17 protein-coding genes are annotated in these 21574 nt (G+C 62.7%); 6 read left to right on the plus strand and 11 right to left on the minus strand.

Going from position 1 to position 21574, the window contains the following annotated elements:
• Positions 1-213: 213 nt before the first annotated feature.
• Positions 214-1560 carry a metalloprotease PmbA gene (gene pmbA / locus J3A98_RS19330; RefSeq protein WP_176683751.1) on the minus strand — a complete coding sequence of 449 codons (1347 nt, stop codon included), beginning with the start codon at positions 1558-1560 and terminating at the stop codon, positions 214-216.
• A 109-nt stretch (positions 1561-1669) separates the two neighbouring features.
• Here pmbA and yjgA point away from each other — a divergent pair, with 109 nt between their 5' ends.
• The gene (gene yjgA / locus J3A98_RS19335) at positions 1670-2191 is read left to right on the plus strand and encodes a ribosome biogenesis factor YjgA (RefSeq protein ID WP_003255152.1); all 522 of its coding nucleotides are present in this window, start codon (positions 1670-1672) and stop codon (positions 2189-2191) included.
• Positions 2192-2248: 57 nt separating this feature from the next.
• Here yjgA and tldD read toward each other — a convergent pair whose 3' ends face one another.
• The 8 genes from tldD to mreB all read right to left on the minus strand — a co-directional run bounded on the left by tldD (position 2249) and on the right by mreB (position 13355).
• Complete coding sequence (gene tldD, locus J3A98_RS19340; protein WP_209967842.1) at positions 2249-3688, minus strand: metalloprotease TldD; 1440 nt, start codon at positions 3686-3688, stop codon at positions 2249-2251.
• 2 nt (positions 3689-3690) lie between these two features.
• A complete protein-coding gene (locus J3A98_RS19345; RefSeq protein ID WP_209967844.1) occupies positions 3691-4542 on the minus strand; it encodes a carbon-nitrogen hydrolase family protein in 852 nt (283 codons plus the stop codon).
• Between the two features lie 8 nt (positions 4543-4550).
• Positions 4551-8372 (minus strand): YhdP family protein, encoded by a 3822-nt coding sequence (locus J3A98_RS19350; protein ID WP_209967846.1) that lies wholly within the window; start codon positions 8370-8372, stop codon positions 4551-4553.
• An 82-nt stretch (positions 8373-8454) separates the two neighbouring features.
• Entirely contained in the window at positions 8455-9912 is a 1458-nt protein-coding gene (rng, locus tag J3A98_RS19355) for a ribonuclease G (RefSeq protein ID WP_021781845.1), read from the minus strand.
• 54 nt (positions 9913-9966) lie between these two features.
• Positions 9967-10578, minus strand: a complete 612-nt coding sequence (locus J3A98_RS19360) for a Maf family protein (protein ID WP_209967848.1) — start codon at positions 10576-10578, stop codon at positions 9967-9969.
• Between the two features lie 32 nt (positions 10579-10610).
• The gene (mreD, locus tag J3A98_RS19365; RefSeq protein ID WP_176683756.1) at positions 10611-11099 is read right to left on the minus strand and encodes a rod shape-determining protein MreD; all 489 of its coding nucleotides are present in this window, start codon (positions 11097-11099) and stop codon (positions 10611-10613) included.
• Entirely contained in the window at positions 11099-12151 is a 1053-nt protein-coding gene (mreC, locus tag J3A98_RS19370) for a rod shape-determining protein MreC (RefSeq protein ID WP_209969917.1), read from the minus strand. The genes mreD and mreC overlap by 1 nt, the downstream gene beginning before the upstream one ends.
• Positions 12152-12317: 166 nt before the next feature.
• Positions 12318-13355 carry a rod shape-determining protein MreB gene (gene mreB / locus J3A98_RS19375; RefSeq protein ID WP_003255163.1) on the minus strand — a complete coding sequence of 346 codons (1038 nt, stop codon included), beginning with the start codon at positions 13353-13355 and terminating at the stop codon, positions 12318-12320.
• A 205-nt stretch (positions 13356-13560) separates the two neighbouring features.
• On the opposite strand from mreB, the gene gatC reads away from it, so the two are divergent.
• The 5 genes from gatC (at position 13561) to J3A98_RS19400 (ending at position 18379) form a co-directional block, all read left to right on the plus strand.
• Positions 13561-13848, plus strand: coding sequence for an Asp-tRNA(Asn)/Glu-tRNA(Gln) amidotransferase subunit GatC (gene gatC / locus J3A98_RS19380; protein ID WP_003255165.1), 288 nt, complete (start codon positions 13561-13563; stop codon positions 13846-13848).
• 15 nt (positions 13849-13863) lie between these two features.
• A complete protein-coding gene (gene gatA, locus J3A98_RS19385) occupies positions 13864-15315 on the plus strand; it encodes an Asp-tRNA(Asn)/Glu-tRNA(Gln) amidotransferase subunit GatA (RefSeq protein WP_176683757.1) in 1452 nt (483 codons plus the stop codon).
• A gap of 11 nt (positions 15316-15326) precedes the next feature.
• The gene (gatB, locus tag J3A98_RS19390) at positions 15327-16772 is read left to right on the plus strand and encodes an Asp-tRNA(Asn)/Glu-tRNA(Gln) amidotransferase subunit GatB (protein WP_176683758.1); all 1446 of its coding nucleotides are present in this window, start codon (positions 15327-15329) and stop codon (positions 16770-16772) included.
• A 128-nt stretch (positions 16773-16900) separates the two neighbouring features.
• Complete coding sequence (locus J3A98_RS19395; protein WP_209967849.1) at positions 16901-17275, plus strand: septal ring lytic transglycosylase RlpA family protein; 375 nt, start codon at positions 16901-16903, stop codon at positions 17273-17275.
• A gap of 60 nt (positions 17276-17335) precedes the next feature.
• Positions 17336-18379 (plus strand): calcium/sodium antiporter, encoded by a 1044-nt coding sequence (locus tag J3A98_RS19400; protein WP_209967851.1) that lies wholly within the window; start codon positions 17336-17338, stop codon positions 18377-18379.
• Positions 18380-19040: 661 nt separating this feature from the next.
• On the opposite strand, the gene J3A98_RS19405 is transcribed toward J3A98_RS19400, so the two are convergent.
• Together J3A98_RS19405 and J3A98_RS19410 are read right to left on the minus strand one after the other, a co-directional pair.
• The gene (locus J3A98_RS19405) at positions 19041-20402 is read right to left on the minus strand and encodes an amino acid permease (RefSeq protein WP_176683761.1); all 1362 of its coding nucleotides are present in this window, start codon (positions 20400-20402) and stop codon (positions 19041-19043) included.
• 56 nt (positions 20403-20458) lie between these two features.
• Positions 20459-21400, minus strand: coding sequence for an AEC family transporter (locus J3A98_RS19410; protein WP_176683762.1), 942 nt, complete (start codon positions 21398-21400; stop codon positions 20459-20461).
• Between the last annotated feature and the right edge of the window lie 174 nt (positions 21401-21574).

Here is a 21574-nt window from a genome sequence, read left to right on the forward strand (position 1 = left end):
TAAGTGATAAACAGAATCACTTCAAGAAAAAGGTGATGAAATAAAAACCCGGCGCGAGGGCCGGGTCTTTGGATTTGCAGAGAAGGTGTAGTGCTGTGCCGGCCTCTTCGCGGGTAAACCCGCTCCTACAACGGCCTGTGTCCCCGCCCCGATGTGCGTCCACTACCGTGTAGGAGCGGATTGATCCGCGAAAGGGCCGGCGCAGGCTAAAGATCAGCTACCAGCAACGGTCATCCGCTCGATCAGCACCGAGCCCGTATGAATGTTGCTACGGGTTTCAAGATCGCTGCCAATCGCGACAATCTGCTGGAACATGTCCTTCATGTTTCCGGCGATGGTGACTTCCTGCACGGCATGCTGAATCTCGCCATTCTCGACCCAGAACCCCGCCGCACCACGGGAATAGTCCCCCGTCACCATGTTCAAGCCATGCCCCATCAGTTCGGTCACCAGCAGCCCGCGCCCCATGCGGCGAATCAGCGCGGCCTGATCTTCGACACCGTGGCTGACGAACAGGTTGTGCACGCCACCGGAATTGGCAGTACTCGGCAAACCCAGCTTGCGCCCGGAGTAGGTGCCCAGCAAGTACGACACCAGCTCGCCTTTTTCGACAAAAGGTTTGGCATAGGTGGCCAGGCCATCACCGTCGAACGCAGCACTGCCCAACGCACGCGGAATATGCGGGCGCTCGTCGAGGGTCAGCCAGGAAGGGAACAGGCGCTGGCCAATGGTACCCTCCAGGAACGACGACTTGCGGTAGAGGTTGCCGCCGGAAATGGCCGACAGGAAGCTACCGAACAGGCCACCGGCCAATTCGGCCGAGAACAGCACCGGTACCTCGCAAGTCGGCACCGGCCGGGCGCCAAGGCGGTTGGCGGCACGCTGGGCAGCGCGCACGCCGATGCTGCGCGGGTCGGCCAGCAGGTTGCCTTGGCGGTTCACGTCGTACCAGTAGTCACGCTGCATCTGCCCGTCGCCTTCGGCAATCATCACGCAGCTCAGACTGTGCCGGGTCGAGGCGTAACCACCGATGAATCCATGGCTGTTGCCATACACGCGGCAGCCCTGGTGGGTATTGAGGGTGGTGCCATCGGCGTTGAGGATGCGCGGGTCGGCGTCGAAGGCCGCGGCCTCGCAGGCCAAGGCCATTTCAATGGCCTTCTCGGGCTCGATATCCCAGTCGTGGTACAGGTCCAGATCAGGGATTTCACGCGCCATCAGTGCCGCGTCGGCCAAGCCCGAGCATTCATCCTCGGAGGTGTGCCTGGCAATTGCCAGCGCTGCGGCGACGGTCTCGCGGATCGCCTCCGGGCCACTGGCCGAGGTGCTGGCCGAACCTTTACGCTGGCCAGCATAGAGGGTGATACCAAAGCCCTGGTCGCGGTTGAACTCGACCGTTTCGACCTCACGCTGGCGTACGGTGGTGGACAGCCCCTGCTCCAGCGACACCGCCACTTCGCAGGCACTGGCCCCCTGACGACGCGCCTCGGCGATGATCGCCTCGACCTGTTCCTGCAATGCTGGCAGGTCTCTCGGACCTACGCTCTGGACTGCACTCATGGTTCTCTCCACTCAAATTCTGCGTACGGCTTGGGGTCATTCTACGACCGGGCCGGACAAGCGGCCCCCGACTGGTTATCATGGCGGCGATTTCTAGCGGACTGCCACCATGGTTGATTCAAACGACGACGCCTTCGACGGCGAAAAAAGCAAAACCCAGATCAAGCGCGAACTGCATGCGCTGGTCGAACTCGGCGAGCGGCTTACCACGCTCAAGGCCGATACCTTGGCGCGCCTGCCATTGACCGACGAGCTGCGCAAGGCACTGGCCGAGGCCAGCAAGCACACCGCTCATGGCGCCCGTAAACGCCACATGTCGTTCGTCGGCAAGCTCATGCGCGTGCAAGACCTCGATGCCATCCACGCCTTGCTCGAGCAGATGGACAGCTCGACTCGCCAGTACAACGAACGCTTCCACAGTTTGGAGCGCTGGCGTGACCGGTTGATCGACGGTAACGACGAAGACCTCGAGCGCTTCGTCAACGAGTACCCCGACACCGACCGCCAGCAACTGCGCTCGCTGGTGCGCCATGCCCAGCACGAGAAGGCGCGGAACAAGCCGCCTGCCGCCGCGCGCAAGGTGTTCAAGTACATTCGCGACCTCGACGAGTTGCAACGCGGGCTACGCTGACAGGCTGGGCCCCTGTGAGAGCGGGCATGCCCGCTCCCACAACGACTCCCGAAGCCATCAAGCGCCCGTACCGCCTACGGTAATCGCATCCAGCTTCAAGGTAGGTTGCCCCACCCCGACCGGCACCGACTGCCCGTCCTTGCCGCACGTCCCTACCCCGCTGTCCAGTGCCAGGTCGTTACCGACCATCGAAACCCGGCTCATCGCCTCGGGACCATTACCGATCAAGGTTGCGCCCTTCACCGGCGCGGTAATCTTGCCGTCCTCGATCAGGTAGGCCTCACTGGTGGAGAACACGAACTTGCCGCTGGTGATATCCACCTGCCCACCACCGAGATTGGCGCAGTAGATCCCCTTCTTCACCGACGCGATGATCTCCTGCGGGTCGCTTTCGCCGGCACGCATGTAGGTGTTGGTCATGCGTGGCATCGGCAGGTGCGCGTAAGATTCACGGCGGCCGTTGCCGGTCACTGCCATGCCCATCAGGCGCGCGTTCAGCTTGTCCTGCATGTAGCCCTTGAGCACACCATTCTCGATCAGCGTGGTGCATTCGGTCGGGGTGCCTTCGTCGTCCACGCTCAGAGAACCACGGCGGCCTTCAAGGGTGCCATCGTCAACGATGGTGCACAGGCTCGACGCCACTTTCTCGCCAATGCGGCCGCTGAATGCCGAACTGCCCTTGCGGTTGAAGTCGCCTTCCAGGCCATGGCCAACAGCCTCGTGCAACAGCACGCCCGACCAGCCCGGGCCCAACACCACCGGCAAGGTACCGGCCGGCGCCGGGATCGCTTCCAGGTTCACCAGGGCCTGGCGCAGAGCCTCGCGGGCATAGCCCATCACCCGCTCTTCGGTGAAGAAGCGGTAATCGGTACGCCCGCCACCGCCCTGCCCACCGCGTTCGCGACGGCCATTCTGCTCGACGATGACGCTGACATTGAAGCGCACCAGCGGACGTACGTCGGCGGCCAGGCTGCCATCGGCCGCAGCAATCAGAATACGCTCCCAAACCCCAGCCATGCTCACGCTGACCTGCTGAATGCGCGGGTCCAGGGCACGGGTGGCGGCATCGACACGTTTAAGCAACTCGACCTTTTCGGCACGACTGAGCACGTCCAGCGGGTTGTCCGCGGCATACAGGGCGGCCACCTCCTGGCTGCGGAAGGCTTGCACCGTGCCGTTCTGCCCGGCACGGGAAATCGAACGGGCAGCACGGGCTGCCGAGGTCAGCGCTTCAAGGTTGATCGCGTTGCTGTAGGCGAAGCCGGTTTTTTCGCCGGACTGGGCACGCACGCCCACGCCCTGGTCGAGGTTGAAGCTGCCCTCTTTGACGATGCCGTCTTCCAGCGCCCAGGTTTCCGAGATCTGGCCCTGGAAATACAGGTCGGCGGCGTCGATGCCGGGGCCAGCCAACTCACCCAGCACGCTCTGCAGGCTGTCCAGGGTCAAGCCGCCTGGGGCCAGGAGCTGCTCGCTGACGGTGGATAACATCTGGCTCATAGTCACTCCGAGGTGTGCGCAGGCCGCAACGCGCCCTGCGAAAAAAAGCGCCGGTGCGATACCACCGGCATGCACGCCCGAATGGACGCTTGTTCTTCAATGTCGCGCTCGGCAAGCAGTACCGCTTCACCTTGCGCCTGTTCTGCGAGAATGCGCCCCCAAGGGTCGACGATCGCCGCATGACCATGGGTTTCCCGTGGACCGGGGTGGGCGCCGCCCTGTGCCGCAGCCAGCAGGTAACACTGGGTTTCGATGGCCCGGGCACGCACCAGCACCTCCCAGTGTGCTGCGCCGGTCACTGCAGTAAAAGCTGCCGGTGCGGTGATCAGCTCCGCGCCGGCAGCGCGCAGCGCGCTGTACAGTTCGGGAAAGCGCAGGTCGTAACACACGCTCAGCCCCAGCCGCCCGACCGGCGTATCAGCCACCACTACCTGAGCACCCTGTGCGTAGTCATCCGACTCGCGGTAACGGCCCCGGTTGTCGGCCACGTCCACGTCAAACAGGTGCAGCTTGTCATACCGTGCCGCCACCTCGCCGTGTTCATCGATCAGCAACGAGCACGCATGGGCCTTGGCATCGGGCTGGCCGGCCGGTGGCAAGGGCAAAGTACCGGCAACAATCCATAACTTGAGGTCGCGGGCGGTGCGTTTCAACCATGGCAGAATGGGCCCTTGCCCCAAAGCCTCGGCACGGCCGATGGCAGCAGCGTCCTTGCGCCCCATGGCGGCAAAGTTCTCCGGCAGCACCGCCAACCGCGCGCCGCCCAACGCGGCCTGCTCCAACAGGGCACCGGCACGCTGCAGGTTGGCCTGCACGTCGTCCTGGCTGACCATCTGGATTACCGCTGCCTTCATGGGTACTCCTAGCGGGATTTCTCGAAAGGTTTCACAAATGTGATTCTAGGCTCTTTCCACGGCCCTTCGACACGGTAGTGCACGCTGGCAAAGCGTGACACGCGGTCACCGATCAGCCGATCGACCAGGAACAGCGCACCGCCCACAGCCGGCGCGCCGACGATCAACGCTGCCAGCGGCAGGTTGTTGGTCACCGGCAGGCTCACCTGCAAGTCAGCATCGACCCGGTCGCTGACCATGTCCAGCCTGCCGTCGAGCTCGAAGTTGCTCGACGGGCCGGTCACGGTAATCGGATTGCGGGTCACGTACACGCCACTACTGGCCACCAGCAAGCCCTTGACCCGGTCATAGGCCAGGCCCTTGTCAAACAGGTCGGAAAAGTCCAGACGCAGGCGCCGGCCAATCGAGTTGAAGTTGAGCAGGCCGAACACCCGCAGTGCTTGTGCGCTGCCTTCGACCTCGACGAACTGGCCGCTGCGCAGCGCGGCATCCATGCTGCCCGAGAAGCGTTTCAGGCCCACCGCGGCGGGCGAGCCCGGCCAGCGGCCATCCACATCCAGGCGGAAGTCGCGGCTGGTCACAGTCGGGGCAAAGCCCCAGGCCTTGAGCACATCCGCCAGATTCTTGCCGTCAAGGCGCCCTTTGTACCAACTGCTGGTTTTGCCCGTTTCACCTTCCCAGCCACCGCCGCCATCGATGCGCAACCCCTTCAGATCGAGGTCGATATCACTGGCTTTAACGCCACGTGCGGTCGGCCGCAGCTTGATCGAGGCGCTGCCGTAAAGATCGTCACCGCGATAGAGCTTGTCGATGCTCAGGTCCAGTGCCGGGACTTTGCGCGGATCGAACGAGGCCAGCGGGTCGGGGCCGTCTTCAGCCTGCTGCTCAGCGGCGCTGGCGGCAGGCAGGCGCAAGGTCTGCATGCGCACGGCCATGGGCACGCCCTTGGCATCCGGAACGCGTGCGTTACCGATGACTTCCTTGCTGTCGAGGCGCAAATCCCAGGCCGGGCCGGCCCGGGCCAGGCGAACCACGGCCTGGTTCAGATCCATGCCGAAGACTTTCAACTGGCCGATGCTCAGGTCGACGCTTTGCAAGTTCTGCCGCGCGCTGCCACCCGGGTCGTCGCCAGCCAGCCGGGCAGCCTGTTCCTGCCAGGGGGCCAGGTCCAGCGTCTCCAGTCGCCCGCGCACCCTCAGCCCTTGGCTGGCAGGTACCCGGGCGTCGCCTGTGCCCAGCACTAGCTCGCCACGGCCCTGAGTCAACTTCTCGGCCGGTGCGGCATAGGCGAAGCGGGCAAGGTCGGCGTAGGCGGCATCGAATTGCCGCTCCGGTCCCTGAAGGCTCATGTCGAAACGGCTGTCACGGGTATCTGCCGCCGCTTTGCCAAACGGAGCCGGCAGGTCGATGGCCAGGCCCTTGAGGCTGGAAGTGACACTCAGGTGGTTGTCCCGGCTCCCCAGACTGAGTTGCAACTGATACGGCAGGTCACCGGATGCCGGCAAAGCCTGGTTGAATTGCAGCCAGTCAGTCAGCGTCTTGAGCGATACCTGGCCATTGGCATTGATGCGGGTCTGCATCTGCCCAGCCTGACCTTCAGCGGTTATTCGAGCCGTTACCGGCTTGCCGAAGGCCTGTAGGCTGATGCCTTTGCCACTCAGACCCTTGTCGAAATCGAAGCTGAAGTCTCCCTTCAGGCGGCTCAACTCCAGGCTTGGCGGAGCAACTTTCAGGCGCGCATCGCTGGTGGTGAAGTCCACCTGCACTTTTGGGCGCTGCCCATGGGCCAGCGGGATATCGAGCTTGACCTTGCCCTTCAGCGGCCCCTCACCTTCCCAGCCGGCGAAAATTTCACCAGTGCCGATGGGCGCCTCCTTGAGAATCTTCAGGCCATCACCCAGGCTACCGTCGAAGTCGCCGTCCAGGTAAAGGTGACTGTGCTGGTCACCGTCGACATGCGGGATATCGACTGTTACATCACTGACCTTGGTGTCGAGCAGCACGCCTCGCCGGGCCAAGATGCGCACGCCACTGTCCTCGATGAACACATCGCCATCCACATGCTGCACCTGTGGCCAACCGGGCTGGAAGTCCAGGGCGGCGTCATGCACCTTGAAGAACAGGCTGATGCTGCGCGCCTCCGGTGCTGCGCCATGGTTCAGCGAGCCCTGATACTGGAAGTAGCCCTGGTCCACAGCACCTTTGATGATCGCGCTGCGCAGCCATTCGTCGAGGGCCGGGCTGAGCACTTCGGGCAGATACTTGGCGGTATAGCGGCCATCGCCTTCGGTCAGGCCGACGCGCAGGTCCATGTAGTCCTCGCGGCCTTCCTCGAAGAACAGGCGAATCAGGAAGTCGCCGGCGATCTTGCCCTCTTCGCCCAGCACCTTGAGATAGGGCGCAATCAGGGTGAAACCGTCTTTGTCCAAGGTCCAGGTCAGGCGCGCATTCGCCTTCTGGTAGTGCCAGGGCTTGGCGAAGATCGGGTACAGATGCAGCATGAACGCATCGGTATCCAGGCGCAGCTCGCCGTGGCCCAGGTCACCGCTGATGCTGCCACTGACGTTACCGGCCGCCGGAGCGTTGTAATAAGCATCGAAGCCTACCTTCTCCAGGTTGGCCGCGAACTGCAGGCGCTGGTCACCCTCGGCCTTGGGCCTGACCTCGAGGCGCACATTGCGCAACGCACCGGTCACCTTCAAGCCATCGACCACATCCTTCACCTTGTCCGGCAATGGTGCCAGGGCGTCGATCAGCGGAGTCAGCGGAGTGAGGTCGAGACGGTCGGCCTGTAACTGCCAGCTTTCATCGGCTGCGTTCTGGCCAGGGCGCTGCTGCAACTGCAGGTGAGACTCCCAGCGGGCCTTGCCGAGGTCCATGGCCAACGAGTCGACGACCACATCGAAGCCTTGCTCCCGGCGCTGGAACCAGGCGCCCAAAGCGAGGTTATTCAGGTCGGCAGCCTTGCGCCCGGCATAGGCCCCCTGCAGCCTGGGTGCATTGAGCCTTACGACGGCCCGTTGCAACTGCCCCTTGCCCCAGCCGATCCAGAACTCACCGCCCGCCCGCAGGGTATCCGCATGCCACTGCCCCAACACCCTGGGTGGCAACCAATGTGCCCAGTCACTTTGCGGCAGGCTCACATAGGCTTGTACCTCGCCATCACGCCAAGCCTCGGCCGACATACGGCTGTTCAGGCTCAGCGCCAGGGGCTGGCCATCAGGCAGGGTCGCGCGCAAGTCCAATGCCTGACGTGTGGCACCGGCCTGCAGGCCAGCACTCACATAAGTCAGGGTCAGCGGGTCGCGCTGCCAGGGGTGCAGGGTGACCAGACTGTCGAATACATCGATGCGCCCCAACTGCCGCAGGCGCTGCAGCATGTCGGCAGGGTCCAGCGGCGCGTCGTCCTTCTTCGGCAGGCCCTCCAGGCTCCAGGCGCCCTGCTCGTTCTCGCGAAGGATCAGTTGCAGCCCGCCCAGCTGAATGCGCGCCAGGCGCACTTCACGGGCGGTGAGGCTGGCCCAGATGTCGGGCACTACCATGACGTCGTCAAGCCGCAGCGCCTTGGTGCCTTCGCCCAGTTGCAGGTCGCGCACCCGCAGCACGGGGGCCAACCCGCTCCAGTGCCCTTCCAGGGCACCGACATGCACGGGCAGGCCCAGCGCCTGCTCGGCCTTGCTTTCTAAGTCGGCACGGTACTCGGCGACCAGCGGCACCAGTTCACGGCCAAGGCTGACATACAGCGCCACCAATACGGCCAGCAGGGCACAAATGCCCAACCCCCAGCGGGTCAGAGCGACAAGAACGCGGTTCAGACGTCCCATGGCCATGGCCCTCCAAGTCGTTTATCCATGATGGCCCGTAGTGCCGGTTTTACCAGCCCGACGATACCGTGGCGTGTTTCAGAAGGCCTCAGAGCAGCACCACGTCGTACTGTTCCTGCGAATACATCGACTCGACCTGGAAGCGAATGGTTCGACCGATGAAGGCTTCCAGTTCCGCCACGTTGCCTGACTCCTCATCCAGCAGGCGGTCGACCACCTTCTGGTTGGCCAGCACACGGTAGCCTTCGGCCTGATAGGCGCGGGCCTCACGCAGGATCTCGCGGAATATTTCGTAGCAGATGGTCTCGGGCGTTTTCAGCTTGCCGCGGCCCTGACAGGCCAGGCACGGCTCGCACAGCACCTGCTCCAGGCTTTCCCGCGTGCGCTTGCGGGTCATCTGCACCAGGCCCAGTTCGGTGATGCCGATGATGTTGGTCTTGGCGTGATCGCGCTCCAGCTGTTTTTCCAGGGTACGCAGAACCTGGCGCTGGTGATCTTCGTCTTCCATGTCGATGAAGTCGATGATGATGATGCCGCCAATGTTGCGTAGGCGCAGTTGCCTGGCGATGGCGGTAGCGGCCTCGAGGTTGGTCTTGAAGATGGTTTCTTCGAGGTTGCGATGGCCGACGAAAGCCCCGGTGTTGACGTCGATGGTGGTCATCGCTTCGGCCGGGTCGACCACCAGGTAACCGCCGGACTTCAACGGCACCTTGCGCTCCAGGGCCCGCTGGATCTCGTCTTCGACGCCGTACAGGTCAAAGATAGGGCGCTCGCCCGGGTAATGTTCGAGGCGGTCGGCTATTTCCGGCATCAGCTCGCCGACGAACTGCGTGGTCTTCTGGAAGGTTTCCCGCGAGTCGATGCGGATCTTCTCGATCTTCGGGTTGACCAGGTCACGCAGGGTACGCAGGGCCAGGCCAAGGTCTTCATAAATGACCGTGGGCGCGCCACAGGTCTTGATCTGGGTGCCAATCTGCTCCCACAGGCGGCGCAGGTAGCGAATGTCCTGCAAGATCTCCTCGGCACGCGCGCCTTCGGCGGCGGTGCGCAGGATGAAGCCGCCGGCATCCTTGATGTTCTCGCTATCCATGCAGTCGCTGACCACCTGTTTGAGGCGATCACGCTCGGCTTCGTCCTCGATTTTCAGCGAGATACCGACATGACTGCTGCGTGGCATGTACACCAGGTAGCGCGACGGAATCGATAGCTGGGTGGTCAGGCGCGCCCCCTTGGTGCCGATCGGGTCCTTGGTCACCTGCACCACCAGAGCCTGGCCTTCATGTACCAGTGCGGTGATGTTCTCTACCGCCGAGCCTTCACGCTGGGAGATCTCCGAGGCATGGATAAATGCAGCGCGCTCAAGGCCGATGTCGACGAAGGCCGCCTGCATGCCTGGCAGCACACGCACCACCTTGCCCTTGTAGATATTGCCGACGATGCCACGGCGCTGGGTGCGCTCGACGTGCACTTCCTGCAGCACCCCGTTTTCCACCACCGCCACACGTGACTCCATCGGGGTGATGTTGATCAGGATCTCTTCACTCATGGCAGGCTCTCGTCAAAGGTTCTTTCTTATGATGGATGGCGTATGCACTGCTGGCTACTGCGGGTTTGTTACCTCTGGCGTATGCGCGAGCGATTGCCAGCAGGCGATGCCGAACTGGCCAAGCAAATCGGCCGTTTCACAGAGCGGCAAGCCGACCACCGCCGAGTAGCTGCCGGAAAGGCCGGTGACGAAAACCGCACCCAGCCCCTGCAAGGCATAGCTGCCAGCCTTGTCTGCTGGCTCGCCGCTGGCCCAATAGCGTTGCGCTTCATCGGTGCCGATGGCGCGAAAGCGCACCTTGCTGGTAACGCAAAAACTGTGCACCCGCTGGCCATCGTCCAGAGCGACAGCGGTCAGCACCTGATGCTCACGGCCTGACAGGTCAGCCAGCATGGCCAAGGCATCTTCGCGGTTTTCCGGCTTGCCGAGAATACGACCATCGAGTACCACTGCGGTGTCAGCGCCGAGCACTACAGCCGGGCCATCGATGCTGGCCAGGCCGGCGGCAGCCTTTGCCCGGGCCAGGCGTTCGACGTAGGCAGGGGCGCTTTCGCTGGGTAGCGGAGTTTCATCGACGGGAGCACTGATGACGATGAACGGCACGCCGATCTGCGTCAGCAGTTCACGACGACGGGGCGAGCCGGAAGCCAGGTATAACGGGGTCATTCAGACATCTCCCTGTCAGCGGCGCGTTGCCGTCAGTTGATATGCAAGCGTCGACGCAGGTCGCGCAAGGCAAAGCTGATCCACGGCCAGAGCAAGGCACTGATCACCGCCGACCAGACCAGCGCCAGGGTGGGTAGGCGGTTGCCGGTCAGTGCGCTGAGCCACAGCTGGATCAACTGGGCGATACCAAAGATCACCAGAATGACCAGGCTTTGCTGCCACATGGGGAACATGCGCAGACGCTGCTGCAGGGACAACACCAGAAAGGTGATGAAGGTAAGAACCAGCGCATTCTGCCCCAACAGGGTGCCATACAGCACGTCCTCGGCCAGGCCCAACACGAACGCCGTGGTCATGCCGACTTTGTTCGGCACGGCAAGGGTCCAGAACGACACCAGCAAGGCCAGCCACATGGGCCGGAACACCTCCATGAACTGCGGCATGGGGGAAACGCTGAGCAGCAGGCCGATGGCGAAAGTAAGCCAGATGATCCAGCCGTTATTGCGGCGTGATGCAGCCATCATTGCCTCCGGAGTTGAGCGGGTGCGGCCGGCGTGGCAGGTGCAGCAGACGGGACTGCTGGCTGCGCGACCGGAGTGGCCGGTGCTGCCGGTGTGACCGACGCGGCAGGCGTGCCAGCGGCGGGTGCGACCTGATCATTGGTAGCGGTCGGATGGCCAGCAGGTGCAGCGCCCTTGCGATCAGCCTCTTCCTGGGCAATGGCGGCATCGGTGGCGCGCTGCTCCGGGCTACGTCGGTCACTGAACACCAGCAGCATATAGCGGCTGCGGTTGAGTGCGGCGGTAGGGATGGCACGAACGATGGCAAAGGGCTGGCCGGAATCGTGGATCACTTCGTTGACCGTGGCCACCGGGTAGCCGGCAGGAAAGCGCTGCCCCATGCCGGAACTGACCAGCAGGTCGCCTTCCTTGATGTCGGCAGTGTCGGCCACATGGCGCAACTCCAGGCGTTCCGGGTTGCCAGTGCCGCTGGCGATGGCACGCAGACCGTTGCGGTTGACCTGCACCGGAATGCTGTGGGTGGTATCGGTCAGCAACAGTACCCGCGCGGTGTAGGGCATCAACTCTACGACCTGGCCCATCAGGCCGCGGGCATCGAGCACCGGCTGGCCCAGGAACACACCATCACGCTCACCCTTGTTGATCAGAATGCGGTGGGTAAACGGGTTGGGGTCGACACCGATCAGCTCGGCCACTTCAACCTTTTCGTTGACCAGCGCCGAAGAGTTGAGCAACTCGCGCAGCCGCACGTTCTGCTCGGTCAGGGCTGCCAGCTTCTGCAGGCGCCCCTGCAGCAGCAGGGCTTCGGTCTTGAGCTTCTCGTTTTCGGCAATCAGCTCGGTGCGGCTACCGAACTGGCCGGCCACACCTTGCCAGGCACGCTGCGGCAAATCGGTGATCCAGTACGATTCCATCAACACCAGGCCCATCTGGCTGCGCACGGGTTTGAGCACGTCGAAGCGCGCGTCGACAACCATCAACGCGACCGACATCACCACAAGAACGAGGAGGCGAACGCCCAGCGAAGGGCCCTTGGAGAAAAGCGGTTTAATGGGCCGTTCCTCGTGGACGACTCAGGAGGTCATTGGACATGGAACAACGCACCAGCCTGGTTGCGGGTTGACGGATACGGTGCCCCAAACGGGCACCAGCGCGGCACATACAGGTAGCACTGTGTGTACTACCTGTAAACCGGGCGCTCGTGAACAGCGAGCGGGATCACTCGCTGGAGAGCAGGTCCATCGCGTGCTTGTCCATCATTTCCAGGGCGCGACCGCCGCCACGGGCGACGCAGGTCAGCGGGTCCTCGGCAACGATTACCGGCAGGCCGGTTTCCTGGGCCAGCAGTTTGTCGAGGTCACGCAGCAGCGCACCACCACCGGTCAGCACCAGGCCGCGCTCGGCGATGTCCGAAGCAAGCTCGGGCGGCGATTGCTCGAGGGCGCTCTTGACCGCCTGGACGATGGTCGCCAGCGATTCCTGCAGCGCTTCGAGCACTTCGTTGGAGTTCAGGGTGAAGGCACGCGGCACACCTTCGGCCAGGTTGCGGCCACGCACGTCGACTTCACGTACTTCACCACCTGGGTAGGCAGTACCGATTTCCTGCTTGATACGCTCGGCGGTGGATTCGCCGATCAAGCTGCCGTAGTTGCGGCGCACGTAGGTCACGATGGCTTCATCGAAGCGGTCACCGCCCACACGGACGGACTCGGCATAGACCACGCCGTTCAGCGAGATCAGGGCGATTTCAGTGGTACCACCACCGATATCGACGACCATCGAACCGCGGGCCTCTTCAACCGGCAGGCCTGCACCGATGGCAGCGGCCATCGGCTCTTCGATCAGGAACACTTCACGGGCACCCGCACCGAGGGCCGACTCGCGGATGGCGCGGCGCTCTACCTGGGTCGACTTGCACGGCACGCAGATCAGCACGCGCGGGCTTGGCTGCAGGAAGCTGTTCTCGTGAACCTTGTTGATAAAATATTGCAACATTTTTTCGCAGACGCTGAAGTCGGCGATGACGCCGTCCTTCATCGGACGAATGGCTGCAATGTTGCCAGGCGTACGGCCCAGCATGCGTTTGGCTTCGGTACCGACGGCGACGACGCTTTTCTGGTTGCCATGGGTACGGATGGCAACAACCGAGGGTTCATTCAGGACGATACCGCGCTCACGCACGTAAATAAGGGTGTTGGCAGTACCCAGGTCGATCGAAAGATCGCTGGAAAACATGCCACGCAGTTTCTTGAACATGGGAAAGTGACCCTGGGGAAAGCGTGGGTAAAAAAGTGCGGCAAACTCTAACAATGGCAGGGATTTTGGGCAAGGAGCCAATATGTTAAATTGGCTGTTTTTCCGAGCACGCCAGCAGAATTTCGCGGCCGTTAGACCGCCAGAAAGCTGACATGTTCCTCACTGCGGACCCAAATTCCGTTCTTTGTTTCCCTTGGAGATCCTCATGGCGCTTGAACGCTGCGACGTGGAAAAGATCGCCCATCTGGCCCGCCTGGGCCTGAATGATGGCGAACTGCCACGCATTACTGACGCCCTGAACAGCATTCTCGGCCTGGTCGACCAGATGCAAGCGGTCGATACCACTGGCATCGAGCCCCTGGCCCACCCGCTGGAGGCCAGCCAGCGCCTGCGTCCCGACCAAGTCACCGAAAGCAACCAGCGCGACGCCTACCAGGCCATTGCGCCGTCGACCGAAAGCGGTCTGTACCTGGTTCCCAAAGTCATCGAGTAAGGGATAGAGCCTGCCATGCATCAATTGACCCTGGCCGAGATCGCCCGCGGACTCGCCGACAAATCGTTTTCTTCCGAAGAGCTGACCGGCGCGCTACTGGCGCGCATCAAACAGCTCGACCCTCAGATCAACAGCTTCATCAGCATCACCGACGACCTGGCCCTGGGCCAGGCGCGTGCCGCCGATGCCCGTCGCGCCGCTGGCGAAACCGGCGCGCTGCTGGGTGCACCGATCGCCCACAAAGACCTGTTCTGTACCAACGGCGTACGCACCAGCTGCGGCTCGAAGATGCTCGACAACTTCAAGGCGCCCTATGACGCCACCGTGGTCGCCAAGCTGGCCGAAGCCGGCATGGTCACCTTGGGCAAGACCAACATGGACGAGTTCGCCATGGGTTCGGCCAACGAATCCAGCCATTACGGCGCGGTGAAGAACCCGTGGAACCTCGAGCACGTGCCAGGCGGCTCATCCGGTGGTTCGGCCGCTGCAGTGGCCGCGCGCCTGCTGCCCGCCACCACGGGCACCGACACCGGCGGCTCGATCCGCCAGCCCGCGGCACTGACCAACCTCACCGGCCTCAAGCCGACGTACGGTCGTGTGTCACGCTGGGGCATGATCGCCTACGCCTCCAGCCTCGACCAGGGCGGCCCGCTGGCCCGCACCGCCGAAGACTGCGCGCTGCTGCTGCAAGGCATGGCCGGTTTCGACGCCAAGGACTCCACCAGCATCGAAGAGCCGGTGCCGGACTACAGCGCCAACCTGAACGCTTCACTTCAGGGCCTGCGCATCGGCCTGCCGAAAGAGTACTTCGGCGCCGGTCTCGACCCACGCATCGCCGACCTGGTCCAGGCCAGCGTCAAAGAGCTGGAAAAGCTCGGCGCAGTGGTCAAGGAAATCAGCCTGCCGAACATGCAGCATGCCATTCCGGCCTACTACGTGATCGCCCCGGCCGAAGCCTCTTCCAACCTGTCGCGTTTCGACGGCGTACGCTTCGGCTACCGCTGCGAAGAGCCGAAAGACCTCACCGACCTCTACAAGCGCTCACGCGGCGAAGGCTTCGGCGCTGAAGTACAGCGCCGTATCATGGTCGGTACCTACGCCCTGTCGGCCGGCTACTACGACGCCTATTACGTGAAGGCGCAGCAAATCCGCCGCCTGATCAAGAACGACTTCATGGCCGCCTTCAACGATGTCGACCTGATTCTCGGCCCGACCACGCCAAACCCGGCCTGGAAGCTCGGCGCCAAGAGCAGCGACCCGGTTGCCGCCTATCTCGAAGACGTCTACACCATCACCGCCAACCTGGCAGGCCTGCCAGGCCTGTCGATGCCTGCGGGCTTCGTCGACGGCCTGCCGGTCGGCGTGCAACTGCTGGCGCCATACTTCCAGGAAGGCCGCCTGCTCAACGTCGCGCACCGCTACCAACAGGTGACCGACTGGCACACCCGCGCCCCCAACGGCTTCTGAGGAATTCACACATGCAATGGGAAGTTGTGATCGGGCTGGAAATTCACACTCAGCTCGCCACCCAGTCGAAGATCTTCTCCGGCAGCGCTACCACCTTTGGCTCCGAGCCGAATACTCAGGCCAGCCTGGTTGACCTGGGCATGCCCGGCGTACTGCCGGTGCTGAACGAGGAAGCCGTGCGCATGGCGTGCATGTTCGGCCTGGCCATCGATGCCGAGATCGGCAGGCGCAACGTGTTCGCACGCAAGAACTACTTCTACCCGGACCTGCCCAAGGGCTACCAGATCAGCCAGATGGACCTGCCGATCGTCGGCAAGGGCCACCTGGACATCGCACTGGAAGACGGCACCATCAAGCGCATCGGCGTAACCCGCGCGCACCTGGAAGAGGACGCCGGCAAGAGCCTTCACGAAGACTTCAGCGGTTCCACCGGCATCGACCTGAACCGTGCCGGCACCCCGCTGCTGGAAATCGTCTCCGAGCCTGACATGCGCAGCGCCAAGGAAGCCGTCGCCTACGTCAAGGCGATCCACGCGCTGGTGCGCTACCTGGGCATCTGCGACGGCAACATGGCCGAAGGTTCGCTGCGCTGCGACTGCAACGTATCGATCCGCCCGAAAGGCCAGACCGAGTTCGGCACTCGCTGCGAAATCAAGAACGTCAACTCGTTCCGTTTCATCGAGCGCGCGATCAACAGCGAAATCCAGCGCCAGATCGACCTGATCGAAGACGGTGGCAAGGTGGTGCAGGAAACCCGCCTGTACGACCCGAACAAGGACGAAACCCGCTCCATGCGCAGCAAAGAGGAAGCCAACGACTACCGTTACTTCCCCGATCCGGACCTGCTGCCGGTGGTCATCGAGGACAGCTTCCTCGAAACCATCCGCGCCGGCCTGCCGGAGCTGCCACCCCAGAAGGTCGAGCGTTTCCAGAGCCAGTACGGCCTGTCGGCCTACGATGCCAATGTCTTGGCTTCCAGCCGCGAACAGGCGGACTACTTCGAAGAAGTGGTGAAAATCGGGGGTGATGCCAAGCTGGCGGCCAACTGGGTCATGGTCGAACTGGGTAGCCTGCTGAACAAGCTGGGTGTCGAAATCGATCAGGCGCCGGTCAGTGCCGCGCAACTGGGCGGCATGCTGCTGCGCATTCGTGACAACACCATCAGCGGCAAGATTGCCAAGACCGTGTTCGAGGCCATGGCCGCCGGTGAAGGCGATGCCGACAGCATCATCGAGAGCAAAGGCCTGAAGCAGGTTACCGATACAGGTGCGATCGACAAGATGCTCGACGAAATGCTGGCAGCCAATGCCGAGCAGGTCGAACAGTATCGTGCAGCCGATGAGGCCAAGCGCGGCAAGATGTTCGGCTTCTTCGTCGGCCAGGCCATGAAAGCCTCCAAAGGCAAGGCCAACCCGGGGCAGGTGAACCAATTGCTCAAGGCCAAGCTCGAAGGGTGATGATTTTCCCCCTGTAATGCTGCGAGGGCTTCGCCCTCGTTCGCGGCTAAAACCGCTCCTACACAAGCCAGCGCTTTACCTGTAGGGGCGGGTTTACCCGCGAATGGCCGCACCGGAGAGCACCTGACTTGCTAAAACGATCCCTCGGCACCCTCGCCCTGTTTTCTTTCCTGGCCGGTTGCGCCAGCCATGACATCGACCCGCGCGGTTACGACCGGACGGGTACCGCGTCCTATTACGGGTCGCGCCACCACGGCAAACGCACTGCCAGTGGCGAACCATTCAACCAGCACAGCCTTACCGCCGCCCACCGCAGCCTGCCTTTCGGCACGCGAGTACTGGTGACCAACATGGCCAACCAGCGCAGTGTGGTGGTTCGCATCAACGACCGTGGCCCGCACACCCGGGGCCGCCTGATTGACCTGTCTCGCGCAGCAGCAGAAAAAATCGGCATGCTCCGTAGCGGAACAGCGCGCGTCCGGGTACAAGGGCTTAGCGACTGACGCGACAGGAGTCCGACCATTTTCGACCTGGCCACCCTTCCCACTTTTAGCCTGCTACAAATGGGCGTTGCCCTGCTGTTGCTGGTCGGCGGCGCCGAGCTACTGGTGCGCTCCGCTTTGCGCCTGGCGCAGCGCCTGCACGTTCGCCCGCTGATCATAGGCCTGAGCCTGGTGGCCTTCGGCAGCACCGCGCCACAATTGACCGTAAGCCTGCAGGCTGCCTACCAAGGCGCGCCGGATGTGGCAGTAGGCAGCGTGATCGGCAGCAACATCTTCAACGTACTGGTCATTCTCGGCCTGGCCGCGCTGATCATTCCGCTGCGGGTGTCACGCCAACTGGTGCGTCTGGACATTCCATTGATGATCGTCGCCAGCGGACTGGTGTATGCACTGTCCGCCAATGCCCGCCTGGGCAGGGTTGAAGGGGCACTGCTATTGCTGGGGCTGGCCGGTTACCTGGCAATACTCTGGCATCAGTCGCGCCACTATGCACGCACCTACCCTGCCCCGGACGCCACCAGGTCCGGGGCCGGGCGCTTCTGGTCAGGTACGCTGTTGCAGGTATTGGTCGGCCTCGGCCTGCTGAGCCTGGCGGGCCACTTGCTGCTGGAAGCTGCCATCGAGGTGGCCACCGACCTGGGCCTGTCCGAGCGCATCATCGGCCTGACGGTGGTCGCCATCTGCACCTCCCTGCCGGAACTGGCCGCTGCGCTGATCGCCGCCTTGCGTGGCGAACGGGAGATCGCCGTGGGCACGGTGATCGGCAGCAACCTGTTCAACCTGCTGGCCGTACTGGGCCTCACCGCACTGATCACCCCGGAGCCACTGTCGATTTCGCCTAACGCGCTATCTTTCGATCTGCCTGTAATGCTCGGCGTTGCCGTCCTGAGCCTGCCAGTGTTCTATTCCGGTTACCGCATCACTCGCGCCGAAGGCCTGGTGCTTCTTTGCCTGTACCTGGCCTACGGCCTGCATGTGGCGGCTTTTACCATGGGTATGCCGCTGGCTGGCCGCCTGGAGCGCTTGATGCTGTTCTATGTACTGCCGGTGCTCGCCACAGTGTTGCTGTACACCACCGTGCGCGCCTGGCGGAGGCAGCATTGAGGGGCATGGAAGGGGCACGCGTCAGGGCCGCCAGACGCATTCCTTTAGGCTTTCATCGCCTGTGAGATCGAGCGCCGCCCGCGCGGCGCTTCGCGGGTAAACCCGCTCCTACGTTTGTTTCGGGCCAATTATTCCTGTGGGATTTGCGCGCGAACGCTTTGGCGCATGCCTCGATATCGCGTCGTACAAACAAGGCGGTCGCGCGCGCCTGGCACAGAACGGTTTGTTTCGGGCCAATTATTCCTGCGGGATTTGCGCGCGAACGCTTTGGCGCATGCCTCGATATCGCGTCGTACAAACAAGGCGGTCGCGCGCGCCTGGCACAGAACGGTTTGTTTCGGGCCAATTATTCCTGCGGGATTTGCGCGCGAACGCTTTGGCGCATGCCTCGATATCGCGTCGTACAAACAAGGCGGTCGCGCGCGCCTGGCACAGAACGGTTTGTTTCGGGCCAATTATTCCTGCGGGATTTGCGCGCGAACGCTTTGGCGCATGCCTCGATATCGCGTCGTACAAACAAGGCGGTCGCGCGCGCCTGGCACAGAACGGACTGGCCCGAAACAAACGTAGGAGCGGGTTTACCCGCGAAGCGCCGCCCGCGCGGCGCTCGATCTCACAGGCGCCGAAAACCTAACGGCATACCCCTTACGAACAAACCCGATCAGCCCTTGGCCTGGCGCGCCTTCTTCAACTTGAAGGCAACCCACAGCACAGCGATCCATGCCGGGATCAGCATTACCGAGATGCGAATTGGCGGCGTCAGGTACATCACCACCAGGATCAGCACGATGAACGCCAGGCACAGGTAGTTGGTCAATGGGTGCCCCAGGCTTTTGTAGAAAGGGGTGATCCCGGCGGCCAGCTTGGCCTGGCGGAACTTCAGATGGGTAATACTGATGCTCGCCCAGTTGATCACCAGCGCAGACACCGCCAACGCCATCAGCAAACCAAAGGCCCCTCCCGGCATCAGGTAATTGATCAGCACGCACAGGCCGGTCGCAAAGGCCGACACGCCCAGCGCGGTCAGCGGCACACCGCTACGGCTTACCTTCAGCAACTGACGCGGCGCATCGCCCTGGCTGGCCAGGCCGAACAGCATCCGGCTATTGGCGTACACACAGCTGTTGTACACCGAAAGCGCAGCCGTCAGCACCACGATATTGAGGATGGTCGCCACCAGGTCGCTGTCCAGTTCGTGGAAGATCATCACGAACGGGCTGCCGCCCTGCACCACCTTCTGCCAAGGGTACAGCGACAACAGCACTGCCAAGGCACCGATGTAGAAAATCAGGATGCGATACACAACCTGGTTGGTGGCCTTGGGGATGCTCTGGCGCGGGTTGTCGGCTTCGGCAGCCGTGATGCCTACCAACTCCAGGCCACCGAACGAGAACATGATCACCGCCAAGGCCATTACCAGACCAGTGACACCGTTAGGGAAGAAGCCACCGTACTGCCACAGGTTGGCCACGCTGGCATCCGGGCCACCATGGCCGCTGCCCAGCAACCAGGCACCAAAGCCGATCATGCTGACGATGGCAACCACCTTGACCAGGGCGAACCAGAACTCCATCTCGCCATAAACTTTTACCTGGGTCAGGTTGATCAGGTTGATCACCACGAAGAAGATCGCCGCCGTGGCCCAGGTAGGGAAGTCCGGCCACCAGTACTGCACATAGATACCGACCGCCGTCAGCTCGGCCATGCCGACCAGCACGTACACCACCCAGTAATTCCAGCCTGAGACAAAGCCGGCGAACTCGCTCCAGTATTGGTGGGCGAAGTGGCTGAAGCTGCCGGCGACCGGCTCTTCCACCACCATTTCGCCCAGCTGGCGCATGATCAGGAAGGCCATCAGGCCGGCGATGGCGTAGCCCAACAACACGGAGGGGCCGGCCAACTGGATGGTCTGGGCAATGCCCAGGAACAACCCGGTACCGATGGCCCCGCCCAGCGCGATCAGCTGGATATGGCGATTCTTCAGCCCGCGCTGTAACCGCTCGGGCGTGCTCTGGTCTTGCATGAAGTGTCCTTTAGCTCAGTGAGGCAGTGTTGTTGCTGTTATTTGCAGTCAAGGATCTAGATCCATCCGCCCCACTGCAAGATGAAAATACCAATGTTGGTGGTGATCGCCGCCATTAGCGTGGTGATCACGATGATCGACGCGGCCAGTTCATGATTGCCGTTGGCCGCCCTCGCCATCACGTAGCTGGCCGCAGCGGTCGGGCTGCCTATGTACAGGAACAGGATGCCCAGCTCCGCCCCGCGAAACCCACACAACCAGGCCCCAAGGGTACCGAGCAGCGGCAGCCAAAGCATTTTCACGAGGCTGGCATCGATGGCCAACCGACCACAGTTACGCAGGGCTGCCAGCGACAGCGTGCCGCCGATACAGATCAGCGCCAGCGGCAGGGTCATCTGCGCCAGGTAGTCGCCCGAGGTCAGCAGCCAGTTGGGCAGCGGCACCTGGCCATAAGCCATGGGAGCGGCCACCAGCACGCTGATGATCAGCGGGTTGCTGAAAATGCTCTTGCAGATACTCCACGGGTCGGACTTGAGGTCCGGGCTGTACACCGCCAGCACCACCGCGGACAGCGAGTTGTACATGAGGATGACCAAGCCTGCGAGCACCGCCCCCAGGGAGATGCCATAGTCACCGTACAGGCTGGCGGCCAGGGCCAGGCCTATCACACCATTGTTGCCGCGGAATGCGCCCTGGGTATAGATGCCCCGGTCGGCCATCGGGCTGCGCCAGATGGCCATGCCCCAGGCAATGGCGAAACCGGCCAAAGTGGCGACGATGAAATACAGGAGCACGCCTGGCTTGACCGCTGCGGCCAGGTCGGCGTGATAGATGCCGAGAAACAGCAGCGCCGGCATGCAGACGTTGAACACCAGCTGCGAGGCGACACGGTTGAAGTTGTCGTCGATCAAGTGTATGCGTTTGAGCAGGACGCCCATGAACAGCATGGCGAAAACCGGTGCCGTGATGTTCAGGGTCTGGATAAGAAGGGCGAGCATGCGCAAGCGATCCTGGAGGGGGTTGCCGTCAGGCGGCCAATGATACGTCAACGGCCGGGATTTGCGGGGATCAAGCGCGATAAAAGGAATGTCTTTTCAGGTTATCCGCTGCCCGTACCGGCCTCATTGCACGCCCCCACCGACTAGCACGCCGCGACTCATCGGTTCATACAA

The sequence above is a fragment of the Pseudomonas sp. BP6 genome, assembly GCF_017875935.1.
GTDB lineage: Bacteria > Pseudomonadota > Gammaproteobacteria > Pseudomonadales > Pseudomonadaceae > Aquipseudomonas > Aquipseudomonas putida_Y.

Coding starts and splice junctions, on each gene's coding strand:
- gatA (WP_176683757.1), top strand. CDS start 13,864: ATGCATCAATTGACCCTGGCCGAGATCGCCCGCGGACTCGCCGACAAA.
- mreD (WP_176683756.1), bottom strand. CDS start 11,099: ATGGCTGCATCACGCCGCAATAACGGCTGGATCATCTGGCTTACTTTC.
- J3A98_RS19360 (WP_209967848.1), bottom strand. CDS start 10,578: ATGACCCCGTTATACCTGGCTTCCGGCTCGCCCCGTCGTCGTGAACTG.
- yjgA (WP_003255152.1), top strand. CDS start 1,670: ATGGTTGATTCAAACGACGACGCCTTCGACGGCGAAAAAAGCAAAACC.
- J3A98_RS19350 (WP_209967846.1), bottom strand. CDS start 8,372: ATGGCCATGGGACGTCTGAACCGCGTTCTTGTCGCTCTGACCCGCTGG.
- J3A98_RS19400 (WP_209967851.1), top strand. CDS start 17,336: ATGGGCGTTGCCCTGCTGTTGCTGGTCGGCGGCGCCGAGCTACTGGTG.
- tldD (WP_209967842.1), bottom strand. CDS start 3,688: ATGAGCCAGATGTTATCCACCGTCAGCGAGCAGCTCCTGGCCCCAGGC.
- J3A98_RS19345 (WP_209967844.1), bottom strand. CDS start 4,542: ATGAAGGCAGCGGTAATCCAGATGGTCAGCCAGGACGACGTGCAGGCC.
- J3A98_RS19410 (WP_176683762.1), bottom strand. CDS start 21,400: ATGCTCGCCCTTCTTATCCAGACCCTGAACATCACGGCACCGGTTTTC.
- pmbA (WP_176683751.1), bottom strand. CDS start 1,560: ATGAGTGCAGTCCAGAGCGTAGGTCCGAGAGACCTGCCAGCATTGCAG.
- J3A98_RS19405 (WP_176683761.1), bottom strand. CDS start 20,402: ATGCAAGACCAGAGCACGCCCGAGCGGTTACAGCGCGGGCTGAAGAAT.
- gatC (WP_003255165.1), top strand. CDS start 13,561: ATGGCGCTTGAACGCTGCGACGTGGAAAAGATCGCCCATCTGGCCCGC.
- rng (WP_021781845.1), bottom strand. CDS start 9,912: ATGAGTGAAGAGATCCTGATCAACATCACCCCGATGGAGTCACGTGTG.
- gatB (WP_176683758.1), top strand. CDS start 15,327: ATGCAATGGGAAGTTGTGATCGGGCTGGAAATTCACACTCAGCTCGCC.
- mreB (WP_003255163.1), bottom strand. CDS start 13,355: ATGTTCAAGAAACTGCGTGGCATGTTTTCCAGCGATCTTTCGATCGAC.